Origin of the sequence: Streptomyces chattanoogensis (assembly GCF_001294335.1) — a bacterium.
Lineage (GTDB): Bacteria > Actinomycetota > Actinomycetes > Streptomycetales > Streptomycetaceae > Streptomyces > Streptomyces chattanoogensis.
Genome location: NZ_LGKG01000174.1, coordinates 1 through 21,900, shown reverse-complemented (window position 1 = coordinate 21,900; position 21,900 = coordinate 1). Strand labels below are relative to the sequence as shown.

At 72.1% G+C, this 21,900-nt stretch carries 16 protein-coding genes; 9 read left to right on the top strand and 7 right to left on the bottom strand.

Features of this window, described 5'->3' with window-relative positions; all coding sequences use genetic code 11:
• Positions 1–406: 406 nt before the first annotated feature.
• Complete coding sequence (locus ADL29_RS32890; RefSeq protein WP_053927201.1) at positions 407–1,156, bottom strand: PaaX family transcriptional regulator C-terminal domain-containing protein; 750 nt, start codon at positions 1,154–1,156, stop codon at positions 407–409.
• A gap of 87 nt (positions 1,157–1,243) precedes the next feature.
• Between ADL29_RS32890 and ADL29_RS32885 the strand changes: the two genes are divergently transcribed.
• The 5 genes from ADL29_RS32885 to ADL29_RS32865 all read left to right on the top strand — a co-directional run bounded on the left by ADL29_RS32885 (position 1,244) and on the right by ADL29_RS32865 (position 6,616).
• Positions 1,244–2,896, top strand: coding sequence for an acyl-CoA dehydrogenase family protein (locus ADL29_RS32885; RefSeq protein ID WP_053927200.1), 1,653 nt, complete (start codon positions 1,244–1,246; stop codon positions 2,894–2,896).
• Positions 2,896–3,663: a crotonase/enoyl-CoA hydratase family protein gene (locus ADL29_RS32880; RefSeq protein ID WP_053927199.1), complete on the top strand. Its 768-nt coding sequence runs from the start codon at positions 2,896–2,898 to the stop codon at positions 3,661–3,663. The genes ADL29_RS32885 and ADL29_RS32880 overlap by 1 nt, the downstream gene beginning before the upstream one ends.
• Before the next feature lie 211 nt (positions 3,664–3,874).
• Entirely contained in the window at positions 3,875–4,738 is an 864-nt protein-coding gene (locus ADL29_RS32875; RefSeq protein WP_053927198.1) for a YndJ family protein, read from the top strand.
• Positions 4,735–5,268, top strand: a complete 534-nt coding sequence (locus ADL29_RS32870) for a DUF1990 domain-containing protein (RefSeq protein WP_053927197.1) — start codon at positions 4,735–4,737, stop codon at positions 5,266–5,268. Before ADL29_RS32875 ends, ADL29_RS32870 begins: the two co-directional genes overlap by 4 nt.
• A gap of 121 nt (positions 5,269–5,389) precedes the next feature.
• Complete coding sequence (locus tag ADL29_RS32865) at positions 5,390–6,616, top strand: metallophosphoesterase (RefSeq protein WP_078971468.1); 1,227 nt, start codon at positions 5,390–5,392, stop codon at positions 6,614–6,616.
• A 27-nt stretch (positions 6,617–6,643) separates the two neighbouring features.
• Here ADL29_RS32865 and ADL29_RS32860 read toward each other — a convergent pair whose 3' ends face one another.
• The gene (locus ADL29_RS32860) at positions 6,644–8,269 is read right to left on the bottom strand and encodes a glycoside hydrolase family 30 protein (protein ID WP_078971467.1); all 1,626 of its coding nucleotides are present in this window, start codon (positions 8,267–8,269) and stop codon (positions 6,644–6,646) included.
• A 201-nt stretch (positions 8,270–8,470) separates the two neighbouring features.
• Here ADL29_RS32860 and ADL29_RS32855 point away from each other — a divergent pair, with 201 nt between their 5' ends.
• A complete protein-coding gene (locus tag ADL29_RS32855; protein WP_053927298.1) occupies positions 8,471–10,612 on the top strand; it encodes a SpoIIE family protein phosphatase in 2,142 nt (713 codons plus the stop codon).
• Between the two features lie 44 nt (positions 10,613–10,656).
• Entirely contained in the window at positions 10,657–11,049 is a 393-nt protein-coding gene (locus ADL29_RS32850; RefSeq protein WP_157878636.1) for an effector-associated constant component EACC1, read from the top strand.
• 9 nt (positions 11,050–11,058) lie between these two features.
• Here the strand turns inward: ADL29_RS32850 and ADL29_RS32845 are convergent, their stop codons facing one another.
• From ADL29_RS32845 to ADL29_RS32825, 5 genes are all read right to left on the bottom strand, one after another.
• Positions 11,059–12,456, bottom strand: a complete 1,398-nt coding sequence (locus ADL29_RS32845) for an NADP-dependent succinic semialdehyde dehydrogenase (RefSeq protein ID WP_053927297.1) — start codon at positions 12,454–12,456, stop codon at positions 11,059–11,061.
• A 759-nt stretch (positions 12,457–13,215) separates the two neighbouring features.
• Positions 13,216–15,246 (bottom strand): dipeptide ABC transporter ATP-binding protein, encoded by a 2,031-nt coding sequence (locus ADL29_RS32840; protein ID WP_053927195.1) that lies wholly within the window; start codon positions 15,244–15,246, stop codon positions 13,216–13,218.
• Entirely contained in the window at positions 15,243–16,124 is an 882-nt protein-coding gene (locus tag ADL29_RS32835; protein WP_053927194.1) for an ABC transporter permease, read from the bottom strand. The genes ADL29_RS32840 and ADL29_RS32835 overlap by 4 nt, the downstream gene beginning before the upstream one ends.
• Positions 16,121–17,071, bottom strand: a complete 951-nt coding sequence (locus ADL29_RS32830) for an ABC transporter permease (protein WP_053927193.1) — start codon at positions 17,069–17,071, stop codon at positions 16,121–16,123. The genes ADL29_RS32835 and ADL29_RS32830 overlap by 4 nt, the downstream gene beginning before the upstream one ends.
• Entirely contained in the window at positions 17,068–18,834 is a 1,767-nt protein-coding gene (locus ADL29_RS32825; protein WP_245689729.1) for a peptide ABC transporter substrate-binding protein, read from the bottom strand. The genes ADL29_RS32830 and ADL29_RS32825 overlap by 4 nt, the downstream gene beginning before the upstream one ends.
• A 243-nt stretch (positions 18,835–19,077) precedes the next feature.
• Between ADL29_RS32825 and ADL29_RS32820 the strand changes: the two genes are divergently transcribed.
• The gene (locus tag ADL29_RS32820) at positions 19,078–20,229 is read left to right on the top strand and encodes an ROK family transcriptional regulator (protein ID WP_053927191.1); all 1,152 of its coding nucleotides are present in this window, start codon (positions 19,078–19,080) and stop codon (positions 20,227–20,229) included.
• Positions 20,230–20,235: 6 nt separating this feature from the next.
• Positions 20,236–21,759 carry a M81 family metallopeptidase gene (locus tag ADL29_RS32815; RefSeq protein WP_053927190.1) on the top strand — a complete coding sequence of 508 codons (1,524 nt, stop codon included), beginning with the start codon at positions 20,236–20,238 and terminating at the stop codon, positions 21,757–21,759.
• Positions 21,760–21,900: the final 141 nt, after the last annotated feature.

Sequence of the window (21,900 nt, the reverse complement as noted above, 5' to 3'; positions counted from 1 at the left end):
CACCTTTACGTCCATCACCCCACGCGGTTCTGCGCATTACCGTGCACATCGGCTACGAGTCGTTTGTGCACCGCCCTGCGCATTCCTTGTGCAGCGAATTCTGCGAGTGCCATGAATTCGACGGGTCAGACCCAACCACGTCCGGAGTTCGCATCGACAGAGCGCGCGGTAGCGCCTTCACCGGACCCCTTGCACCCTTGCCGCTGCATCGGGGACAGCGGCCGTCGCATGGCGCACGCATATGCCGGGTAGGGGCGCATCCTTCATGCCTGAGGCACAGAGACTCCGGACGAATCGCTCAGACGTTCACATCGGCCGTGTCCGCCGGGCGCATTCGCGGGGGTCGGTGCACACGCGCGGCGCAGGTCCGCACGCACCGCGCACGGACCCTGCGGCCGTGCCACGGTCAGTCGGCGCTGCCCGGCGTGACGTACTGCCGCAGAAGATCGCGTAGCTCGTCCTCGAACTCGTCGTAACGGCGGCGGAGTTCGGCACCCGGCCAGTCACGCGGCAGGAGCCGGTCCGGGAGCAGCGGGTCGGTGAGGAGATGGCGCAATACAGCAGCCGAGACTGTGAAGCGTCGCGCGGGGGTGGCGGCCGCGTCAAGAGCACCCAGCAGGGCGCGCGCCCGCGCCGACCATCCGGACAGATCCCACAGCGTGCGCGCCAGCGCCGCCGGGTCACCGTCCGGGGTTCCGGTCAGCAGGGTGCACTGCTCGGTGACGACGGCGGGCCGGGGCCGTTCCAGATTGGCAGGGCGCAGCCAGGTGCCCTCGCGCAGCTCGGCCAGCCGCAGGGCCGCCATCGCCTGGCGCAGCGCGGTACGTTCGGCGGCCGGCCGGCGGTCGACGCTGACCACGGCGATCTCCCAGTCGCCGCCCCAGGGCCGCGTTCGGGGCGACCGGCTCTCGTCCTGGCGGGCCTGGCGCGCCAGGAGCCGGGCGGTGAGCTCGTACGAGCCGTCGCACTGCCGGAGGTCGTCGGCGGCCACCATGCGGGAGAGGGCGACACGGACGGTTCCCTCGGCGATGCCGAAGAGTTCACCGACCCGCACCAGGGCGCGCGCGGGCATCCGGGGCGGGTGGTGCCCGAGGAGGGTGCTCAGCACGATGGAGCGGGCGGTGAGCGGCCGCAGCGCGAGGGAGTCGTCGTTCATATGTGCCCGGAATTCTAGCCACGCCACTCTCCCACCTCCGGTCTTACAATCTTCCCTCGGGTGTTGTGGATCTGTAACGTCGACCGTATGACCGTCACTCACGAAGTCCTGAATCAGGCCCCGCCGCTCACCGAGTTCAGTACGGCGGACGAGCCGGCCCTGCTGGAGGCGCTGCGCCGGGAGGGTGCCGAGTGGGGTGCGGCGGAGGTGTCCGCCCTGGGGGCGCTGGCCGGCACGCAGGCGGTGCAGGACCAGGCGCGCTGGGCCGAGGAGCAGCCGCCCCGCCTGCTCACCCACGACCGCTACGGGCACCGCGTGGACGAGGTCGAATTCCACCCGGCCTGGCATCAGCTGATGAGCGTCGCGGTGGAGCACGGCCTGCACGCCGCGCCCTGGTCCGACGACCGCACGGGCGCCCATCTGGTGCGCGCCGCGAAGTTCTACGTCTGGTCGCAGGCCGAACCGGGACACGGCTGCCCGATCTCGATGACCTACGCCGCCATCCCCGCACTGCGCGCGGCCCCGGAACTGGCCGCGCAGTACGAGCCGCTGCTGGCCTCCCGCACGTACGACTTCGGCCTGCGCGCCCCGCTCACCAAATCGGGCCTGATCGCGGGCATGTCGATGACGGAGAAGCAGGGCGGCTCCGACGTACGGGCCAACACCACGCGGGCGGTGCCGGCCGGCGACGGTACGTACCGGATCACCGGCCACAAGTGGTTCACGTCGGCGCCGATGAGCGATGTCTTTCTGGCGCTGGCGCACACAGCGGAAGGCCTGAGCTGCTTCCTGGTGCCCCGCGTACTGCCGGACGGCACCCGCAACGGAATGCATCTGATGCGGCTCAAGGACAAACTGGGCAACCGCTCCAACGCCTCCTCCGAGATCGAGTACGACGAGGCGGTGGCGTGGCCGGTCGGCGAGCCCGGCCGGGGGGTGCGGACCATCGTCGAGATGGTGAACATGACCCGGCTGGACTGTGTGCTGGGGTCCGCGGCCGGGATGCGGGCGGGGCTGCGGCAGGCGCTGCATCACACGGCTCACCGGCGGGCGTTCGGGCGGGAGCTGGCCCAGCAGCCGCTGATGCGCTCGGTGCTGGCCGACCTCGCGATCGAGTCGGAGGCGGCGACGATGCTGGCGATGCGGCTGGCGGCGGCCGTGGACCGGGCACAGGCCGGGGACGCCGCGGAGGCGGCGCTGCGGCGGCTGGCGCTGGCGGCGGGCAAGTACTGGGTGTGCAAGCGCGGCAGTACGCATGCGGCGGAGGCGCTGGAGTGCCTGGGCGGCAACGGTTACGTGGAGGAGTCCGGTATGCCGCGGCTCTATCGCGAGGCACCGCTGCTGTCGATCTGGGAGGGCTCGGGGAACGTCGCCGCGCTGGACGTCCTGCGGGCACTGGCCAAGGAACCGTCCTCTCTGGACGCCTTCTTCGCCGAGGTGGACGCCGCCGCGGGCGCCGACCGGCGGCTGGATGCGGCGGTGGCGGGGGTCCGCGGGATGCTCGGCGGGCTCGCCGTCCCCGAGCGAGCGCAGCTGATGGCGCGGTCGCTGGCGGAACGGATGGCACTGGTGCTCCAGGGATCGCTGCTGGTGCGCTACAGCCACCCCGCCGTGGCCGACGCGTTCTGCGCCTCGCGGCTCGGCGGGGAGTGGGGCAATGCCTTCGGAACGCTGCCTGTGGGCGTCGATCTGGGCGCGATTCTGGACCGTACGCAGGCGAAGGGCACGGGCGGGGCCTGATGTCCGTACGGGTGGAGCGTACGGGGCCGGTCACGACGGTGGTGCTGTCGCGGCCGGCCGCCCGTAACGCCGTGGACGGTGCGACGGCGCGCCGACTCGCCGACGCCTTCCGTGAGTTCGAGGCCGACGAGACGGCGTACGTGGCGGTGCTGTGGGGCGAGGGCGGGACGTTCTGCGCCGGCGCGGACCTCAAGGCGGTCGGCACCGGCCGCGGCAACCGGGTCGCACCGGACGGCGACGGCCCCATGGGGCCGACCCGGCTGCGGCTGAGCAAGCCGGTGATCGCGGCGGTCGCCGGGCATGCGGTGGCCGGCGGTCTGGAGCTGGCGCTCTGGTGCGATCTGCGGGTCGTGGAGGAGGACGCGGTCTTCGGGGTGTTCTGCCGGCGCTGGGGAGTGCCGCTGATCGACGGCGGTACGGTCCGGCTCCCCCGGCTGATCGGGACGAGCCGGGCGATGGACCTGATCCTGACGGGCCGCCCGGTCCCGGCCGGTGAGGCACTGGACATCGGGCTGGCAAACCGGGTGGTGCCCACCGGGACGGCCCGGATGGAGGCCGAACTCCTGGCCGCCGAGATCGCCCGCTTCCCACAGGCCTGTCTGCGCAGCGACCGGGCCTCCTTGCTGGACCAGGAGGGCCGGAGCGAGGAGGCGGCAATGGCCGGTGAACTCCGTCATGGACAGGGCGTGCTGACGGAGGCCCTGACCGGTGCGGCCCGGTTTGCGGCGGGGGCGGGGCGGCATGGGGAGGTGGATGCCATCCCTTAGGGGGTGATCGAACGGATCCCCTAGGGGATGCGAGGACCCCTTACGAGCCACAACGTGGCGGGCGGGCGGGAAGTTCCGAGTGTGCGCAGCCCCCTCCCCTCTCCCCCCCGGGGGGCATTATTGAACGCGTTCAATTTTGCGGTACTGTCGGCCTCACCACGTCCGGACCAGGAGGAAACGGGGGTCCGGACCGTTGTGAAAGGGGGAGGCGATGACCGCTTTGGTCCAACTCATCGTCATGCTCGGGATGTTTGTGGTGATCCCGCTGGGGGTCTCGCTGATCGAGGAGCCCGGACTGGCCGGCGTCCACAGGGTCTGGCCGGTCGCCGCCGTCGTGGGCTCCGTCGCGCTGTGGCTGCCGCGCGGCCCGGTCGCCGTCGGGTGTGCCGCAGGCTACGCGGCCGCCACGCTGGCGCTTGCCGTGCAGGCGCCCCGGCGGCTGGCCCGTAACCGCTCGCTCGCACCGTCCGAGGTCGCGGTCCTGACCGCGCTGGCCACCCCGGCCGTTGCGGGCCTGGCGCTGGTCGCCGAGCGCGGCGGACACCGGCTGTTCGGCTTCGGCCTCGACATCCTGGCGCTGACCGTGCCGCACTTCCACTTCGCCGGATTCGCCGCGGCGCTGATCGCGGGGCTGGTCTGCCGCGGCGACGGCGGGCGGGCCGGCCGGTTCGCGGCGCTGAGCGTTCCCGTCGGCACCCTGCTCGTCCTCGCCGGATACTTCATCGACGACTGGGCCGAACTGGCCGGAGCGCTGGTCCTCACCGCAGGCATGTGGGTGGTCGGCCTGCTCACCTGGCGGAACCTGCGGCCCACCGGGCCCGACCGGACGACCCGCGCGCTGCTCGGCTGCTCCGCCCTGGTCCTGGTGGCCACCATGCTCCTCGCCCTGACCTGGGCACTCGGCGAGGCAACCGGCCTGCCGCACCCGTCCCTCGCCTGGATGGCCGCCACCCACGGCCTGGGCAACGCCCTCGGCTTCGCCCTGTGTGCCATCCTCGCGCAGCGCCGCCTGCGCACCGCCCCGACACCCCGACGGCCCGCACTCGCCCCGATCCTGAAGGAGCGCCACGCATGAGCGACGTCAACTACCCCGAAGAAGGCGGCAGCCGGCGCACCCCGCTGCCGGCCGGCTACGCCCATCTCCGGGTGGAGGTACCGGTCGGCCGGGGACGCACCGCCCTGATGGCGGCGGGCGAGGCGGTCACCACCTTCCGGATGCACCGCGCGGCCGGCACCGTCATCCAGGCCGACGCCACCCGCGCCGCACCGGGCGTCGCCGTCGAGGTCGGGCTGGGCCTCGGCCCGCTGCGGCTGCGGGCGCCGTGCCGGGTGGTGTGGACGGTGGCCGACGAGGACCGTATCGGCTTCGGGTACGGCACCCGGGACGGCCACCCCGAGTGCGGCGAGGAGGCCTTCGTGGTCGAGCGGCGCGCCGACGACTCGGTGTGGTTCACCGTCACCGCGTTCAGCCGGCCCGCCGCGTGGTACACCCGCCTCGCCGGCCCGCTGGTCCCCGTGCTCCAGCGCTGCTACGCCCGGCACCTCGGCCGGACCCTCCGCCGACTGGCCCGACGGGCCGTTGCGGGCTCGTCGCTCACGCCCTGATGACGTGCGGAAACGCGTAGTTACCGACAGGTAGCACCGGCTGCCGCTGATCGCCATACGTCCACCTGCGCTTCATCTTTTCGTCACCACCGCCCCCGCCTGCCGTGAGAGAAAACCAGGCATGTGTGATGACGAACTGATCCCGCCGCAGGCGGACATGACCGAGCGGGAGTGGCTGAAGGCCGGCTCGGAGGCGGCGGTGGACGGGCCGCCGGTGCGCACGACGGGGCGGGTGCCGAAGCCGGTGAACCGGCGCACGTTGCTGGGTGGCGCGATGGCCGGCGCGGCGCTCACGGTGCTGGCGGCGGGGGCACGGCCGGCCACCGCGTCGGCCGCGCCCCGCGGCGGGGCGCCGGGGGCCTTTCCGTTCCCCGAACACCCCAATGGGAAGGGCGAGTTCGCGGTTCTGGTCACCGGCGACGCGGGAACGGGTGACGAGGCGCAGTACGCGGTGGCGGCGGCCGCCCGTGATGTCTGCAAGGCCGATGGAATAGGGCTCGCGATCGGGCTCGGCGACAATATTTACGAGAACGGCCCCGAGTCGGCCCATGACTCCGAATTCCAGGACAAGTTCGAGAAGCCCAACAGCGGTATCGACGTGCCGTGGCTGATGGTCCTGGGCAATCACGACTGCTCGGGTCTGATCCCCGGCAGCGGCGGCGACCCGTCCCGCGGTGACCGCGAGGTCGCCTACGCCACGACGTCGAAGCGCTGGTACATGCCGAGCCGCTACTACAGCGTGCCGCTGCCGGTCGCCGACCCGCTGGTGGAGTTCTTCGCCATCGACACCATTCCTTGGTCGTCGTATGTCGCGCAGATCGACCCGTACTTCCGCTGGGACGGCCCGTACATGCGCGAGCAGCGCAAGTGGCTGGACGGCGCGCTGCGTGCCTCGCGGGCCCGCTGGAAGGTGGTGATCGGCCACCACCCGTACCTGAACAACGGCAAGCACGGCAGCGCCGGTTCGTACGACGGGTTCGAGATCGGGAACTACACCAGCGGGGTCCACCTCAAGGACATGTACGAGAACGTGGTGTGCGGACGGGCCGATCTGATTCTGTCCGGTCACGATCACACGCTGCAGGTGCTGGAGCCCACGGCGCGTACCGGCGGCACCCGGCAGGTGGTGTGCGGGGCGTCGGCCAAGACCGAGGACGGAAAGGCGCACTTCGCCAACCCGGCGGCCTGGCAGAACTTCTCCGACCACGGGTTCATGGTGCTGAAGGTGGCGCAGGAGCGGCTGACCATCGAGGTCTACACGGTCGATGTGGCGACGCGGACGGCCACCCTGGCGCACCGCACACGGCAGACGGGACCGGTTTCCGCGGCGGCGCGGGCGCACGCCTGATGTCGCGCCGACGAGAACGGGCGCTCTTCAGGTGGCCCGCTGCCAGGTGAAGGTGGCCGAGGCACCGGCCGGCAGGCGGTAACCGGCCTTCCGGCCGTGCCAGTCGATGGTGAGGTGGCGGGTGGCGGCGGTGTCGTTGTAGGCGATCAGCGCCAGGGAGCCGTCGGGGTTCTTCCAGGCCACGTTGGGGACGGTGGCCGAGGCCGTGGAGTCGATGCGGCGCGCCCCGGGCCGTACGAACTTGGTGAGATGGCCCATGGTGTAGTACTCGACGGTGTAGTCGACGGCGCCCTGCGCACCGTTGCCGTGGTGCACGGTGATCAGGCCGGTGCAGTTGTCGCAACCGCCCTGGTGCGGGCCGCCGTTCCGGTCGACGGCGAGGGACCATTTGACCCAGCTGCTGCCCCAGTTACGGGTGTAGGCGATGAGGTTGCGCATGTCCTCCCGCTGCTGGTTGGGGATCCACCGGCCGCCGGAGTGTTCCGTGTCGTACGCGGCGAGACCGGGATAGCGGTGGTGCACCCGGGTCTGCTCGGTGACATCGCCGGCGTAGCCGTGCCAGGCCAGGCCGCCGAAGTTGGGGTGGTTGCGGATGGCCGGGTCGTCGACGGTGGGAGCGGCGAAGTCGGCGTAGCGGTCCCAGTTCCAGTCCAGCGCAAGGACTTTGGTGGACAGCCGGGCGTTTCGCAGCGCGGGGAGAAGGTGGTCCTTGGTGAAGCGGGCCAGGCCCGAGCTGTTCCATCGCATGGACGGATAGCCGATGCAGCAGGTGGGTTCGTTCTGTACGGAGACATAGGCGACGGGTACGCCGTGGTCCTGGTAGGCACGCAGGTATTTCACGAAGTACCGGGCGTAGGCGGCGTAGTACTTCGCCTGGAGCCGCCCCTGGTCGAGCCTGCCGTTGTCCTTCATCCAGGCGGGTGCGCTCCATGGGGCGGCCATGACCTTGAGGGCCGGGTTGAGGCGGCGGGCCTCGGCGGTGAGGGGCAGGACGCCGGCGAGGTCGTGCCCGATGGTGAAGCGCTTCAGTCCGGGGTCGGTGCGCCCGGCCGGCAGGTCGTCGTAGGTGTAGCCGAAGCGGGCGAGGTCGGAGGCGCCCATGGGGTTGCGGAGGAAGGCGAGGCCGATGCCGTCGTCGGGGTCGAAGAGCCGTTTCATCGTCGCGGCGCGGGCGGCATCGCTCAACGCGCCGCTGCCTTTCAGCAGCCAGGCGGCGGTGTCGGTGAAGGAGGCACCGCCGCCTTCGAAGGTCTGGTACGCCTTCGCGTCGTCAACGGTGATATCGACGCTGCCGCCGTCGGCACGGCGTGTCCCGCCCCGGGGGGTGAAGGTGAGCGGGGGCTGTTTCGCCAGTCCCTTGGCGACGTGCCGGCCGCCGGGGTCGGAGGTGGTGGTGAGGTGGACCTGGATCCGGGGCCGGGGCTGCGGCCGGCCCCGTTCCCGGTCGGTGCTGCCGTGGCCGACCGGGGGTCCGACGGCCGTGTAGACGAGCGCCAGGGCGGTGGCGGCCGCTCCGGCCGTACCGGTCAGGGCGCGGCGCACTCCCCGGATCCCCGGGCGGGATCCGACAAGGGGGCCGATACGGGACACGGTGCGGAAGACAGTACGGGACACGGTGCGGAATGCGGTGCGGAATGCGGTGCGGGATCTCATGGCAGGAGTGCCCTCGTGTGGGGGTCGGGACAGGCACGCACGTCCTGAATGTACGGCGTCAAGAGGGAATCCGCGGCGTCACCCGTTCTCCGTAACGCCCCTGGCCCCCGCGGTGCAGGACATGCGGGGTCCCCGGCCGCCGCCTAAGGTGAGCGCATGGCCGCGTTCCGGTGGACATCGGCCGCGGAGGCGCCACGCACCATGACCAGGCAGAGCCGACCGTCCGCCGACGGCTACGACCCCCGCGCCCACCGGGAGATCCGGCACGTCCCGGAGCATGTGCCCGGCGTCTCCCACCATGAACCGATCGGCCTGCACAGGCGGCTGGCGCTCAACCGCATGGGGACCTTCGACTGGGACCTGGACCGCGGGTTCATGGACCTGGACCCCGGAGCGCTGGAGGTCTTCGATCTGCGCCCGGAGGAATACGACGGCGCCCCGCTCTCGCTGGTCCGCCGGGTACCGCCGGAGGAGGGCATGCGGCTGGACACGGCGCTGTCCCGGGCGCTGCGGGAGGGCGGCTCGTCGTACGGCGCGTACTTCCGGGTCCAGTGCCGCGACGGAACCCCGCGCTGGGCGCATTCCCAGGGCCGGATCCTGCACGACGAGGACGGGCGGCCGTACCGCATCGTCGGGATCGTCCGGGAGGCGTCCGGTGAGCTGGCCGACTCCGCGCTGCTGCGCTCGCTCCAGCAGGAGCGGCAGCGGCAGACGGCGATGGTGCAGCAGACCACGGCCGCGCTGTCCCGGGCGCTGTCGGTCGCGGATGTGACGCGGGTGCTCACCGGCGTCGGCGGCGCCCGGCGGTTCGGCGCGGACGGGCTGGTCCTGGGGCTGGCCGAGGGCGACCGGTTCGAGGTCATCGCCGTCGCGGGGATGGACGGCGAGGTGCCCGAGGAGATGCGCACATCCCAGCTGGACGACACCCTGCCGCTGTCCGAGGCGGCGGTCTCACGGCGGCCCGCCTTCCTGAGCACCCGGGGTGAGCTGATCGCCCGCTATCCGCGGCTGCGCCCGTACAGCGACGTCCTGCCGACCGGCAGCTCGTCCTTTCTTCCGCTCATTGCGCAGGACACCGTCATCGGGGCCCTGGGGCTGTTCAACGTCGAGCCCGCGGTGCAGTCGACGGAGGCCAAGAACCTGGCGCTGGCGCTGGCCGGTGTCGTCGCCCAGTCGCTGCAGCGGGCGACGCTCTTCGACCAGGAGCGGGAATTCGCCACCGGGCTGCAGGCCACGATGCTGCCGCGCCGGGTGCCGCCCATCTCCGGCGGTGAGGTCACCGTCCGCTACCACCCGGCGAGCGTCGGGCGGGACATCGGCGGCGACTGGTACGACGTGATCGCACTGCCCCAGGGGCGGACCGGCCTGGTGGTGGGCGATGTGCAGGGCCACGACACCCACGCGGCCGCCGTGATGGGCCAGTTGCGCATCGCGCTGCGTGCCTATGCCGCCGAGGGGCATGCGCCGGAGACCGTCCTGGTGCGGGCCTCACGCTTCCTGGCCGAGCTGGAAACCGAGCGGTTCGCGACCTGTACGTATGTCCAGGCCGACCTGGACTCGGGCGCGCTGCATGTGGCCCGCGCCGGTCACCTCGGCCCGCTGATCTGCGACGGCGCCCGGCACATCGACTGGCCCGAGGTACGCGGCGGGCTGCCCCTGGGCGTGGCCACCGCCTTCGGGCACGACCACTTCCCCGAGACACAGCTGTTCCTGGAACCGGGCTCCACACTGCTGCTGTGCACCGACGGGCTGGTCGAACAGCCCGGCCGGGACATCTCGGCGGGTATCGAGGCGCTGTCGGCGGCGTTCCGTACCGGGCCGACAGAGCTGGAGGCGCTCGCCGACCGGCTCGCGGAGCAGCTGTGGGCCGAGCCGGGCTCGGAGGACGATCTCGCCCTTCTGCTGCTGCACCGGCTGCCGGGCCCGGGGGCCGCCACCACGCCGCGGCTGCGGCTGCATGTCCATCAGGCCGATCCCTCGGGCACCGCGGAGGTCCGCTCGGCGCTACGGCGCACGCTGGACCAGTGGCGGGCGGGCGAGATCACCCACGACGTCGAGGTCGCCGCCTCCGAGCTGATCGCCAATGCACTGACCCACACCGAGAGCGGTGCTCTCGTCTCCGTGGAGCTGCTGCCCGGCGCCCCGCGGCGGATCCGCCTGGAGGTCGAGGACCGCTCCAGCTCCTGGCCGCGCCGCCGCAGCCCCGGCGAGACCGCCACCTCCGGCCGCGGGCTGATGCTGGTCGAGGCCCTCGCGGAGCGCTGGGGCGCGGAGCCGCGCGGTTCGGGCAAGGCGCTGTGGTGCGAGTTCGTGGTCCCTGAGGCCGGGGCAACGCCCGGGTGACCATGCCAGGACGGCGGCGGCCAACTGCTCCGGGAGGACATGAGATGCCTGTGGTGGGGGAAGTGAAGCTGACCGTCGACGGGCCGGGCGGGGAGGCGCCACTGCGTTCGCTGCAGGAGTGGCTTGCCTCCGACGACGAACTGCGGGGCCGGGTCGGCCGGCAGTACGCGCCGCCCGAGCCCGGCCGCATGGGCGGCACCCTGGAGGTGCTGCCCGTCGCCCTGGGCCCGGGCGGAATCGCGGCGCCGATCGGCCCCTTGTCCACCTGGTTCACCGGCCGCCGCCCCGATGTCGCGGTCACCCTGGAGCTGGGCGACCGCCGTAAGGTGTGCGTCGATGTCAAACGCGCCACCGACCGGTCGGCGGTGATCCGCGAGGCGCACGACCTCTTCACCGCGCTGGACGGCGCCAACTCACCGGACGCACAGGGGGAATGAGCCGGCTCCTCACTCCTCCGGCCCGTACCACACCGTCGTCATGTTGCAGAACTCCCGGATGCCGTGCCCGGACAGCTCCCGGCCGTAGCCCGAGCGTTTGGCACCGCCGAAGGGGAAGCCGGGGTGGGAGGCGGTCATCCCGTTGAAGTAGACGCCACCGGCCTGCAAGTCCCTGGAAAGACGGTCCTGTTCGTCCGGGTCGCGGGTCCAGGCGTTGGAACTGAGGCCGAACGGCGAGTCGTTGGCGACGGACACCGCCTCGTCGATGTCGGCGACGCGGTAGAGCGTGGCGACCGGGCCGAACGCCTCCTCGTGGTGGATGCGCATGGTCGGGGTGATGCCGGAGAGGACTGTCGGCTCGTAGAACCAGCCGGCGTGGCGGTCGGGCGGGCGGCGGCCGCCGCACAGTGCGGCGGCGCCCTGGTGGACCGCGTCGTCGACGAGTTCCTCCAGGTCGGAGCGGCCCTGCTCGCTGGCCAGCGGGCCGACGTCGGTGTTCTCGTCCATCGGGTCGCCGACGGACAGCGCGGCCATCCGCTCGGTGAAGCGGGCGGCGAAGGCGTCGTACACATCGGCGTGGACGATGAACCGCTTGGCCGCGATGCAGGACTGCCCGTTGTTCTGGACGCGCGCGGTGACGGCGGTGGCGGCCGCCTTCTCGAGGTCGGCCGACGGCAGCACGACGTACGGGTCGCTGCCGCCCAGCTCGAGAACCGTCTTCTTGACCTCGTCACCGGCGATGGAGGCGACCGAGCGGCCGGCCGGTTCACTGCCGGTCAGCGTCGCGGCGGCGACCCGCGGGTCGCGCAGGATGTCCTCGACGGCGCCGGACCCGATCAGCAGAGTCTGGAAGCAGCCTTCGGGGTAGCCGGCCCGGCGGAAGAGTTCCTCGATGTACAGCGCGGTCTGCGGGACGTTCGAGGCGTGCTTGAGCAGTCCGGTGTTGCCCGCCATCAGGGCGGGGGCGGCGAACCGTACGACCTGCCAGAGTGGGAAGTTCCAGGGCATCACCGCGAGGACGGTGCCGATCGGGCGATAGCGCACCACGACACGGGCCGCGCCGGAGTCCGTCACATCGGCGGGGTCGGGGTACTCGTCGGCGAGGAGCTTCTCGGCGTGGTGGGCGTACCAGCGCATCGTCTTGGCGCACTTCTTGGCCTCGGCGCGCGCCTGGGCGAGCGGTTTGCCCATCTCGGTGGTCATGGTGCGCGCGATGGTCTCCCGGTCGGCGTCGAGCAGGTCGGCGGCGGCGAGCAGCAGTTCGCGGCGGTAGGCGAAGGTGGTGGTGCGGTGTTCCTGGTAGGCCTGCTCGGCACGGACCAGGCGGTCTTCGACCTCGCCCGGGTTGAGCGCGTCGAAGGTCTTCAGGGTCTCGCCGGTGGCCGGATTGACCGTGGCGATGGCCATGATCAGCACCTCCTGTGAGGGAGCGGGGGCGGGGAACGGGGGCTCAGGAGAGCGGTGAGGGAGCCGGGGACGGATCCGGGACGGGGTCGGGTCCGGGCGGACGCGGCACCGGCGACGGCTCCGGCGGCATGGGATCGGGCGGCTCGGGCGTCGGCGGCGGCCCGGGAAGCGGCTCCGGCAGGGGGCTGGGACCGGGGCCACCGGGGTCCGGGGGCGGCACGGGCTGGGGATCACGGTCAAACGTACGGTCACTGTGCGTAAGCGGTTGCCGCTGCACGGGGGCCTCCAGAATCAGATATTTCGCGGCACATCGGCCCCCGTACCCGAGTCTGGCGTGTGGATGCCCCTAGCGCCATCTAGGTTTCTCCCCACGTTGTCGCTGCCGCTTTGCCTTGGCCGTACGTTGTCGGCTGTCCCGCCGTGGGGGTTGTTCGCCGTTGCGCCTGGCGGCGGGCGGGGGTTGTTTGTCGGCCGCGGTGCCGGCCCTCCGGACTCCGTCCTGCGGTCCGTCCCCTCCCGACAGTGGGGGGGGTAGGAGAAGGCCGGTGGGGGCGAGCATGTTCTGCCTCACTGCCCGCGCGTATGGGATTACGGACACCCCCGAGGTCTTTCCCCACCCCCAACGGGGAGGTGCCGGGCTGTAGCGGCGGAGCCGTGTAAGCCCGGTGCCGCTGCCGAACAGCCCCGCGCAGCGGCACCCGGCCCGCCGCAGGCGCAACGGCGAGACGAACCGCGGCGCCGCAGACGACAACGTGGGGCCTAAACCAGGTGGCAAGCCACCCGATGGCCAGCCACAAACGGTTCGGCCACCGGCGGCTCGCTGTCGGCGCACAACGCCACAGCGTGGGGGCAACGGGTGCGGAACCGGCACCCGGAGGGCGGGGCGGCGGCCGACGGGGCCTCGCCGGACAGTGGGGTGCCGGGCGCGGCGGCGTCCGGATCGGGTGGGCTGACGGTGGCCAGCAGCCCCTGGGTGTACGGGTGCAGCGGCCGGGTGAGGACGCTCCGGGCGGGGCCGGTCTCGACCAGTTTGCCGAGGTACATCACTCCGACGGTGTCCGCCAGATGCCGTACCACCGCCAGATCGTGCGAGATGAACAGATAGCCGATCCCCTTCTCGCGTTGCAGCTCGCGCATGAGGCGCAGGATCTGGGCCTGTACGGAGACATCGAGGGCGGAGAGCGGTTCGTCGGCGACGACGAGCGCGGGCGCCAGGGCAAGGGCGCGGGCCAGACCGAGGCGCTGGCGCTGGCCGCCGGAGAATTCATGCGGATAGCGGTCCACCGCGCCGCGCGGCAGCCCGACGTCGTCCAGCAGCTCCGCGATCCGCCGCCGCTGTTCGGCCTTGTTCCCGATGCCCTGGATGACCAGCGGTTCGCGCAGCACGGCGCCGACCCGCATCCGGGGGTCCATGGCGGCGTACGAGTCCTGGAACATCAGCTGGACGTTGCGCCGGTGGGCGCGCAGCTCCCGCCGGGTCAGGGTGCTGATGTCGCGTCCGGCGAAACGGATGGTGCCCTCGGTGGGTGCCTCCAGGCCGACGATCAGGCGTCCGAGGGTGGATTTACCCGATCCGGACTCCCCCACGATGCCGAATGTCTCACCGCGCCTTACGGTGAGCGAGATGCCGGCCACCGCGCTGATCTCCCCGGCGCGACCTTCGCCCGATCTCCGGCGGGCGAAGGGGCCGGCACGCAAGGGGTAGGTCTTGGCGACGCCGGAGAGGCGCAGCAGCGGTTCGTCGCTGCGCTCCGGGGGCGCGGCGGGCGCGCGGAGCCCGGCGGCCGGGTCCGTAGCAGCGGCTGCCGGGTCCGTACGGGTGACGGCCGGGTCGACGGGATGGAAGCAGGCGAAGGAGTGCTCGCCCCCGGCGAGGTCCGGTTCGGTGGTGCGGCAGCGGTCGCCGGCGAAGCCGCAACGTGGCGCGAAGCGGCATCCGGTGGGGCGGGTGAGCAGGGACGGCGGCAGGCCGGGGATGCCGGCCGGCGGGCGGCCGGCGGTGGCCCGCTCGGGGAGGGCGGCGAGCAGGGCCTGGGTATAGCGGTGCCGCGGGGTGGTGAACAGGCGCCGTACGGGGGCGCGTTCGGCGATCCGGCCGCCGTACATCACCGCCACCCGGTCGACCCGGCGGGCGATCACGCCGAGGTCGTGGGTGACCAGGATCAGCGCCATCCCGAGGCGTTCGCGCAGATCGTCGATGAGTTCGAGGATCTGGTGCCGGGTGGAGGCGTCGAGGGCGGTGGTCGGCTCGTCGGCGATCAGCAGCCGGGGTTCGCAGATGAGCGCCATGGCGATCGCGACGCGCTGCCGCATTCCGCCGCTGAGCTGGTGCGGGTAGTGCGCCATCCGCTCGGCGGGGCGCGGCAGACCGACCAGCCGCAGCATCTCCTCGGCCCGGGACCGGGCCTCGGCCTTGCTCAGGCTCCCGTGCAGCAGCAGGGGTTCGGCGACCTGGGCGCCGATGGTGAGGGTGGGGTTGAGGCAGGTCAGGGGGTCCTGGAAGACCATGCCGAGGGTGTTGCCGCGGATGCCGCGCAGTACGGGTTCCGGGGCGGCGGCGAGATCCGTGCCGTCGAAGAGGATCCGGCCACCGGTGATCCTGCCGCCGGGCGGCAGCAGGCGGAGGACGGACAGCGCGGTCATGGTCTTGCCGCAGCCGGACTCGCCGACGATGCCGAGCGAGTCGCCGGGCGCGAGATCGAGGCTGACGCCGTCGAGGGCATGGACGGTGCGGTCGCGCCCGGCGATCTCCACGCGCAGGTCCTCGATCCGCAGCAGCGGGTGCGTCATGAGCGTCCTAGGTTCTCGAGCCGTACGTCGAAGGCGTCCCGCAGCCCGTCCCCGATGCAGTGGAACGCGGCGACGACCAGCACGATCGCCAGACCCGGCGGGAAGATCAGCCACCAGTGGCCGACCTGGGTGTAGGTGATCCCGGCGGAGAGCATCGATCCCCAGTCGGCGGCGGGCGGCGGGAGGGACAGGCCGAGGAAGGACAGATAGGCGACGTAGAGGATGGCGTCGGCGATCTGGAAGGTGGCGTTGACCATGACGGTGCCGACGGCGTTGGGGAGGATGTGCCGGAAGACGGCCCGGCCTCCGCCGCCGCCCATCAGCCGCATCGCGTGGAGGTAGTCCCTGCCGCGCAGCGCCAGCGCCTCACCGCGGACGAGGCGGGCCGGGGAGAGCCAGGCGACGGAGGCGATGACCAGGATGAGGACGGGCTTGCTGGGGGTGACGATCGTGGCGACCACGACGAGCAGGAAGAGGGCAGGGATGGCGAGCGCGGCGTCCGTCACCCGCATCATCGCGGCGTCCGCCCAGCCGCCGAAGTAGCCCGCGACCGCGCCGTACACCGTCCCGAAGAGGGTCGCCAGCACCCCTGCCGCCAGGCCGACTTCGAGGGATGTGCGGCCGCCGTGCATCAGGCGGCCCAGCATGTCGTAGCCGAGGTCGGTGGTGCCGAGCGGATGGCCGGCGCCGGGCGCGAGGTTCGTCTGGGAGAGGTCGGTGTGGATCTGGTCGGTGGGGTGGATCAGCGGCCCGAGGAAGCAGAAGGCCAGCAGGGCGAGCAGCACCAGGGCGCCGGTGAGGGCGAGCTTGTTGCCGGCGAAGGCGGCGAGGGTGCGGCGGGCCGGTCCCGGGGTGGCATCCAGCGCGAGGGTCGTCACGGCACGCTCCTGATGCGCGGGTCGAGAACGGCATAGGCGATATCGGTGATCAGGGAGCCGAGGACGGTGGCGACGCCGACGACGAGGGTGACGCCGAGCAGCACGGGGAAGTCCGAGGCCTGGGCCGCGTTCCAGAACAGCAGGCCCATTCCGGGGTAGTTGAACATCGACTCGACGACGAGGGTGCCGCTGAAGAGGGTCGGGAGGTAGAGCCCGAGCAGGGTGGCCAGCGGGATGAGGGCGTTGCGCAGCACGTGCCGGGCCATGATCCGGGCGCCCGACTGGCCTTTGGCGCGGGCGGTGCGGACGTATTCCTCGCCGAGGTTGTCGAGGACGGCCGAGCGCATATAGCGGCTGAAGGCGGCGATGATGCCGAGCGCGGTCGTCACGACCGGAAGGACCAGCGCGGGGGCGTCGGCGAGGATGCCGCCGACGCTGTCGGCCTGCGGCGCCTCGGCGGGCAGCAGCCGGAGCTCCTGGCTGAAGACGAGGATGAGGACCAGGCCGAGGAAGAACACCGGGGTGGCGTAGGCGAGGAAGGCCACGCCGGTGAGCACATGGTCGGCGGCCCGGCCGCGGCGTACGGCCTGCAGGATGCCCAGCGGTACGGCGAGGGCCGCGGCCAGGGCGAGGGACAGCCCCGCCAGCAGGGCGGTCCGGGGCAGCCGCTCGCCCAGCAGCGAGAGGACGCTCTGATTGAGCTTGTACGACTCGCCGAGGTCGCCGGTGAACAGCCGTCCGAGGTATCCGACGTACTGCTCGGGCAGCGAACGGTCGTATCCCTGCTGGTGGTTGAAGTGTGCGAGGGCTTCGGGGGTGGCCTGGACGCCGAGGATGGCGCGGGCCGGGCCGCCGGGCAGCAGATGCAGCAGGGCGAAGACGATGACGGAGACCAGGAGCAGGACGACGGCGGCCTGGGCGAGCCGTTTGACCAGGAAGGGGATCATGCGCCGGCGCCGCCCTTCCGGCCGTCGGCCGTCACGAAGTACCAGTCCTGCGGGGCGAGGGTGAGCGTCGGGTTCTGATCGACGCCGCGCAGGTCGTTGCGGATGACGGAGACCTGGTAGGCGGGGTTGGGGGTCCACAGCACCGGGAGCCGGCGGGCGACCTCGCGGCCGTAGTCGCACAGCGCCGTGGGGTCGTCGGAGTACTCGGTGGCGCGGATGAGCCGGTCGGTGTGCCGGTCGGACCAACTTCCCATGTTGGACGGGGCGTTGGTGGCGAAGATCTTCTCGCCGCTGGGGTCGGGCGGGAAGTACCAGCTGCCCTGGGTGCCGAAGAAACCGAGCTGCCATTGCGCGCAGAGCGGCTCGGTCCGCTTGCAGGGAACGGTGGTTCCCAGCACGGTGTTGAGCGGCTGCTGCCGGATGTCGAGGGCGATGCCCGCCTTGCCGAATTCCGACTTGATGGCCTGCATGGTGTTGGCGGTCTCCGTCGACCCGGACTGCGAGAGCAGCGAGAACCGCAGTTCCCGGCCGCGCCGGACCCCCGTACCGCACTCCCCCGCGCCGCCGCCCGGCCGTACGCACCGCAGCACACCGTCCCGCTCGGACCAGCCGTGCGCGGCCAGCAGCGTCCGCGCCCGCTCCGGGTCGTACGGATAGGGCTCGCCGTGCAGGAGGCTCGCCGGGACCGGGCCGAGGGTGGGGGCGGCGCTGCCGTGCCAGATCACCCGGGAGATCGCCTTCTGGTCGATCAGATGCTGGAGCGCCTGGCGGAGATAGGACTGGCGCAGCAGGGGCCCGGCGGCGGGGTGGTGGTAGTTGAGCACGATGTAGGTGACCGCCCAGCCCTCCCAGGGATCGATGCGGTAGCCCAGTTGCTTGAATGCCGCGGACCGGGCCATCACCGAGGGCGGGATGTAGCCGTAGTCGACGCCTCCGGCGCGCAGCACGTTGAATTCGGAGTCGGCGGTGGTGAAGGGCTTGAGGATCACCCGGTCGAGGTGCGGTGTGTCGGGGCCGCGGTATTTCTTGTTGGGGGTCAGGGAGACCTGTCCCGAGGTGGTCCATTTCTCCACGGTCCAGGGTCCGTTGACGGTCTTCCAGAGCGGGTCGGTGGCGAAGCGCGAGAAGCGGCGGGCGTGCCGCATCAGCCGGGCGAAGGTCTTTTTCGGCCCCTCGTGGCCGGGGTTCCAGGCGTGTACGGGCAGCGCGACGACGTCCTGGAGTTCGTTGGCGGTGAACCATGCCGGGTTGTAGGCGCGGTCCAGCCGGAGCCGGAAGGTGCGGTCTCCGGTGATCTCGAATTTCTTGACGTCGTCCGGCATCAGGCCCGGCGAATACCCCGCCCATTCCTGCTTGTTGTGCTGGATGAGATCGAACCAGAACTTCACGTCGCGGGTGGTGACGGGCTTTCCGTCGGACCACCGGTAGCCCTTCTTCAGCGTGATGGTGACGGTTTTGTTGCCGTCGCTGTAGCGGGGCGGTTCGGCGAGACCGCGCGGGGAGTCCATGGTCAGCGCGTCGCCCTTTTTCTCGGGCAGGTACAGCGGCAGGAACAGCAGGTTCTGGATGGCGCTGTTGTAGCCGGCCAGATATCCGGGGGCGCCGATCGGGAAGATCCAGTTGGGGGTGGCGGCGGGCGGCAGGGCCATGGTGACGGTGCCGCCCTCGACGGGGGTGCCGCCGGTGGGGCCGAGGCGGGTGACAACGTTGCCACCCGGCCCGCAGCCGACCAGTGCGAGGAAGCCGAACAAGACCGCGGCCACCGTGCGCCCCAGGGGCGCACACAGTCGTCCGCCGCACACGCCCATGCCGCCTCCGGGGGATCGACCGGTCGAAGAATGCGAGCAAAGTACGGAGGGCCGGGAAAGGAAGTCAAGACCTTGGCGAAGCAACCGAACTGCGGTCTACTGACGGCTGTTTGAGAGCCGAGAACCCCGGCCGACTTCCTTCGGTCACCGAAAAAAGTTCCTTTGCACGCTCCCTTCCCGTACGAAAGGCCCCCAGCGATGCCCCCCGACGAGCAGTCCGGCTCCGCCGCGCAGGTCCTCGAACTCGTCGCGAACGGCACCGCCGCCTCCCGCGCCGATCTCGTACGGGAGTCGGGGCTCGCCGCCTCCACCGTCTCCGCCCGCGTCCAGGAGCTCGTCGACGCCGGTCTGCTGACCGAATCGGGCGAGGGTGTCTCGCGCGGCGGCCGGCGGCCCCGGCTGCTGCGGGTCGCCGACCACGGGGCGGTGGCGCTCGCCGCCGACCTGGGCAGCCGTCACATCCGCACCGGCGCGGTCGGGCTGACCGGCACCGCGCGGGACGTCGAGGAATGTGCCTTCGATCTGACCGCCGGGCCCGGACCCGCCCTCGATGTCCTCGCCGAGCGGCTGACGGCCCTGGCCGACCGGCAGCGCGCGGCCGGGCGGACGGTACGCGGCGTCGGCATCGGCTTCCCGGGCCCGGTGGACACCGCCGACGGCCGGATCATCGCCCCCTCCCGCATGCCCGGCTGGCATCTCTTCGCGCTGCGCGACCGGCTCGCCGACCGGCTGGGGCTGCCGGTCCTGCTCGACAACGACGCCAATGTGCTGGCCCTGGGCGAGCACCGCGCCGCCCACCCGGCGCTGCGCCATCTCGTCGTGGTCAAGGCGGGCCGTGGCATCGGCGCCGGCATCATCAGCGACGGCCGGCTCTACCGCGGGGCGCGCGGCTCGGCCGGCGACATCAGCCATGTGCGGGTCGACGAGGCGGCCCGGCTCCCCTGTTCCTGCGGCAACATCGGCTGTCTGGAGACCGTGGCGAGCAGCGCCGCGATCGCCGCCGCGCTGCGCGCGCAGGGCTTCCGGGCCGACTCCACGACCGACGTCCTCCGCCTGGTCGGGAACGGCGAACCGCACGCCACCACGCTCGTCCGGCAGGCGGGCCGGGACATCGGCGCCGTACTGGCGGTGGTGGTGAACTTCTTCAACCCCGAGGCGGTGATCCTCGGCGGCGCGCTCTCCGGCGCCGAGCCACTGGTCGCCGCCGTACGCGGAATGCTCTACGAGCGCTGTCTGCCGATGGCGACCGGCGAACTCGTCATCAGGGCCGCCGTCCGCGGCCCGGACGCGGGCCTGCTCGGCGCGGGCCACGCCGCCCTGCGCGAACTCCCCACCGCCCACGGAAAGTGAGGCCCCATGTCCGCTTCTCCCGTACGCCGCCTGCGGATCGGCATCGGCGGTATGGCCATCGAGTCCAGCCAGTTCTGCCCGCACCGCTCGATGTACGACGACTTCCGTGTCACCCGCGGCGACGAGCTGCTGGCCCGCTACGCCTGGACCCGGCCGGACGACGCTCTGGCGGAACGCGTCGAGTGGGTGCCTCTGGTGCATGCCGTCGCCCTGCCGGGCGGCCCGGTCGAACGTGGGACGTACGACCTCATCAGGACCGAACTCACCGCGCGCATACGCGATTCCGGGCCGCTGGACGGTCTGGTATACGACATCCACGGCGCGATGAGCGTGGTAGGGCTGGCCGATGCGGAGGCCGACCTCACCGACGCCGTACGGGACGCGACCGGCCCCGGCACCCTCATCTCGGCCGCCATGGATCTGCACGGCAATGTCTCGCGCCGCTTCGCCGAGCGCCTGGATCTGCTCACCGCGCACCGCCTGGCTCCGCACGAGGACGCCTGGGAGACCCGCGAGCGGGCCGCCCGGAAGCTCGTGGAGCGGCTGGTGTCCGGGCGGGGGCGGCCGTATCGCGCCTGGGTGCAGGTCCCGGTCCTGCTCCCCGGCGAGAAGACCAGCACTCGCCTCGAGCCTGCCAAGTCCCTCTACGGGCAGCTGAGTTCGGTGGAGGCACTGGCCGGAGTGGTGGACGCGGCGATCTGGGTGGGCTATGCCTGGGCCGACGAGGAGCGCTGTCGGGCCGCGGTGGTGGTGACCGCGGATTCTCCTGAACTCGCCGTCACCCAGGCCGAGTTACTGGCCCGCCAGTACTGGAACGCCCGCCGCGACTTCGTCTTCGCCGGCCCGACCGGCGACGCGGACGACTGCATCGCCCGCGCCGTCGCATCCACCTGGCGCCCCTTCCTGATCAGCGACTCCGGCGACAACCCGACGGCGGGCGGCGCCGGGGATCTGCCGTACATGCTGGGCCGCCTCCTGGCCCACGAGGACCTGGCAAGCGGCCGGGTCACCGCGCTGCACCCCGGAATCACCGACCCCGAGGCCGTCGCCGCCTGCTTCGCCGCGGGGGTGGGCACCGAGGTCACGCTGCGCGTCGGCGGCCGGGTCAGCGCGGGCACCGGCCCGCACGCCGAGCCGTACGAGCTGACCGGCACCGTCACCGCTCTGGAGGCCCCGCCCTCCCCCGGCCCCGCGGCCCCGCGCGGCAATCCGGCCTACGACGGCGGCGGGCGCAGCGCCGCCGTCACCCGCGGCGGGGTGACCGTGGTGCTCACCGAGCGCCGTAGGCCGTTCCACACCCGCGCGGACTTCGGAACGCTGGATCCGCTCGGGTACGACCTGGTGGTCGTCAAGATCGGCTATCTGGAGCCGGAGCTGTACGCCATGGCCGCGGACTGGCTGCTCGCCCTCACCCCGGGCGGGGTGGACCAGGATCTGCTGCGGCTGGGGCATCAGCGGGTGCGGCGGCCGCTGTATCCGTTTGATGATGAGGGGTTCGAGGGGCCGGATCTCACTGCCGTGGTGCTGTGACGCTGCGCTTTGCCTGGGCCGACGTGTCGGGCTTTCCCACCATTGCGCCTGCGGCGGGCTGGTTGCCGCTGCGCGGGGCTGTCCGGCAGCGGCACCGGGCTTACACGGCTCCGCCGCTACAGCCCGGCACCTCCCCGTTGA

Coding starts and splice junctions, on each gene's coding strand:
- ADL29_RS32890 (WP_053927201.1), bottom strand. CDS start 1,156: ATGAACGACGACTCCCTCGCGCTGCGGCCGCTCACCGCCCGCTCCATC.
- ADL29_RS32885 (WP_053927200.1), top strand. CDS start 1,244: ATGACCGTCACTCACGAAGTCCTGAATCAGGCCCCGCCGCTCACCGAG.
- ADL29_RS32880 (WP_053927199.1), top strand. CDS start 2,896: ATGTCCGTACGGGTGGAGCGTACGGGGCCGGTCACGACGGTGGTGCTG.
- ADL29_RS32875 (WP_053927198.1), top strand. CDS start 3,875: ATGACCGCTTTGGTCCAACTCATCGTCATGCTCGGGATGTTTGTGGTG.
- ADL29_RS32870 (WP_053927197.1), top strand. CDS start 4,735: ATGAGCGACGTCAACTACCCCGAAGAAGGCGGCAGCCGGCGCACCCCG.
- ADL29_RS32865 (WP_078971468.1), top strand. CDS start 5,390: ATGTGTGATGACGAACTGATCCCGCCGCAGGCGGACATGACCGAGCGG.
- ADL29_RS32860 (WP_078971467.1), bottom strand. CDS start 8,269: ATGAGATCCCGCACCGCATTCCGCACCGCATTCCGCACCGTGTCCCGT.
- ADL29_RS32855 (WP_053927298.1), top strand. CDS start 8,471: ATGACCAGGCAGAGCCGACCGTCCGCCGACGGCTACGACCCCCGCGCC.
- ADL29_RS32850 (WP_157878636.1), top strand. CDS start 10,657: ATGCCTGTGGTGGGGGAAGTGAAGCTGACCGTCGACGGGCCGGGCGGG.
- ADL29_RS32845 (WP_053927297.1), bottom strand. CDS start 12,456: ATGGCCATCGCCACGGTCAATCCGGCCACCGGCGAGACCCTGAAGACC.
- ADL29_RS32840 (WP_053927195.1), bottom strand. CDS start 15,246: ATGACGCACCCGCTGCTGCGGATCGAGGACCTGCGCGTGGAGATCGCC.
- ADL29_RS32830 (WP_053927193.1), bottom strand. CDS start 17,071: ATGATCCCCTTCCTGGTCAAACGGCTCGCCCAGGCCGCCGTCGTCCTG.
- ADL29_RS32820 (WP_053927191.1), top strand. CDS start 19,078: ATGCCCCCCGACGAGCAGTCCGGCTCCGCCGCGCAGGTCCTCGAACTC.
- ADL29_RS32815 (WP_053927190.1), top strand. CDS start 20,236: ATGTCCGCTTCTCCCGTACGCCGCCTGCGGATCGGCATCGGCGGTATG.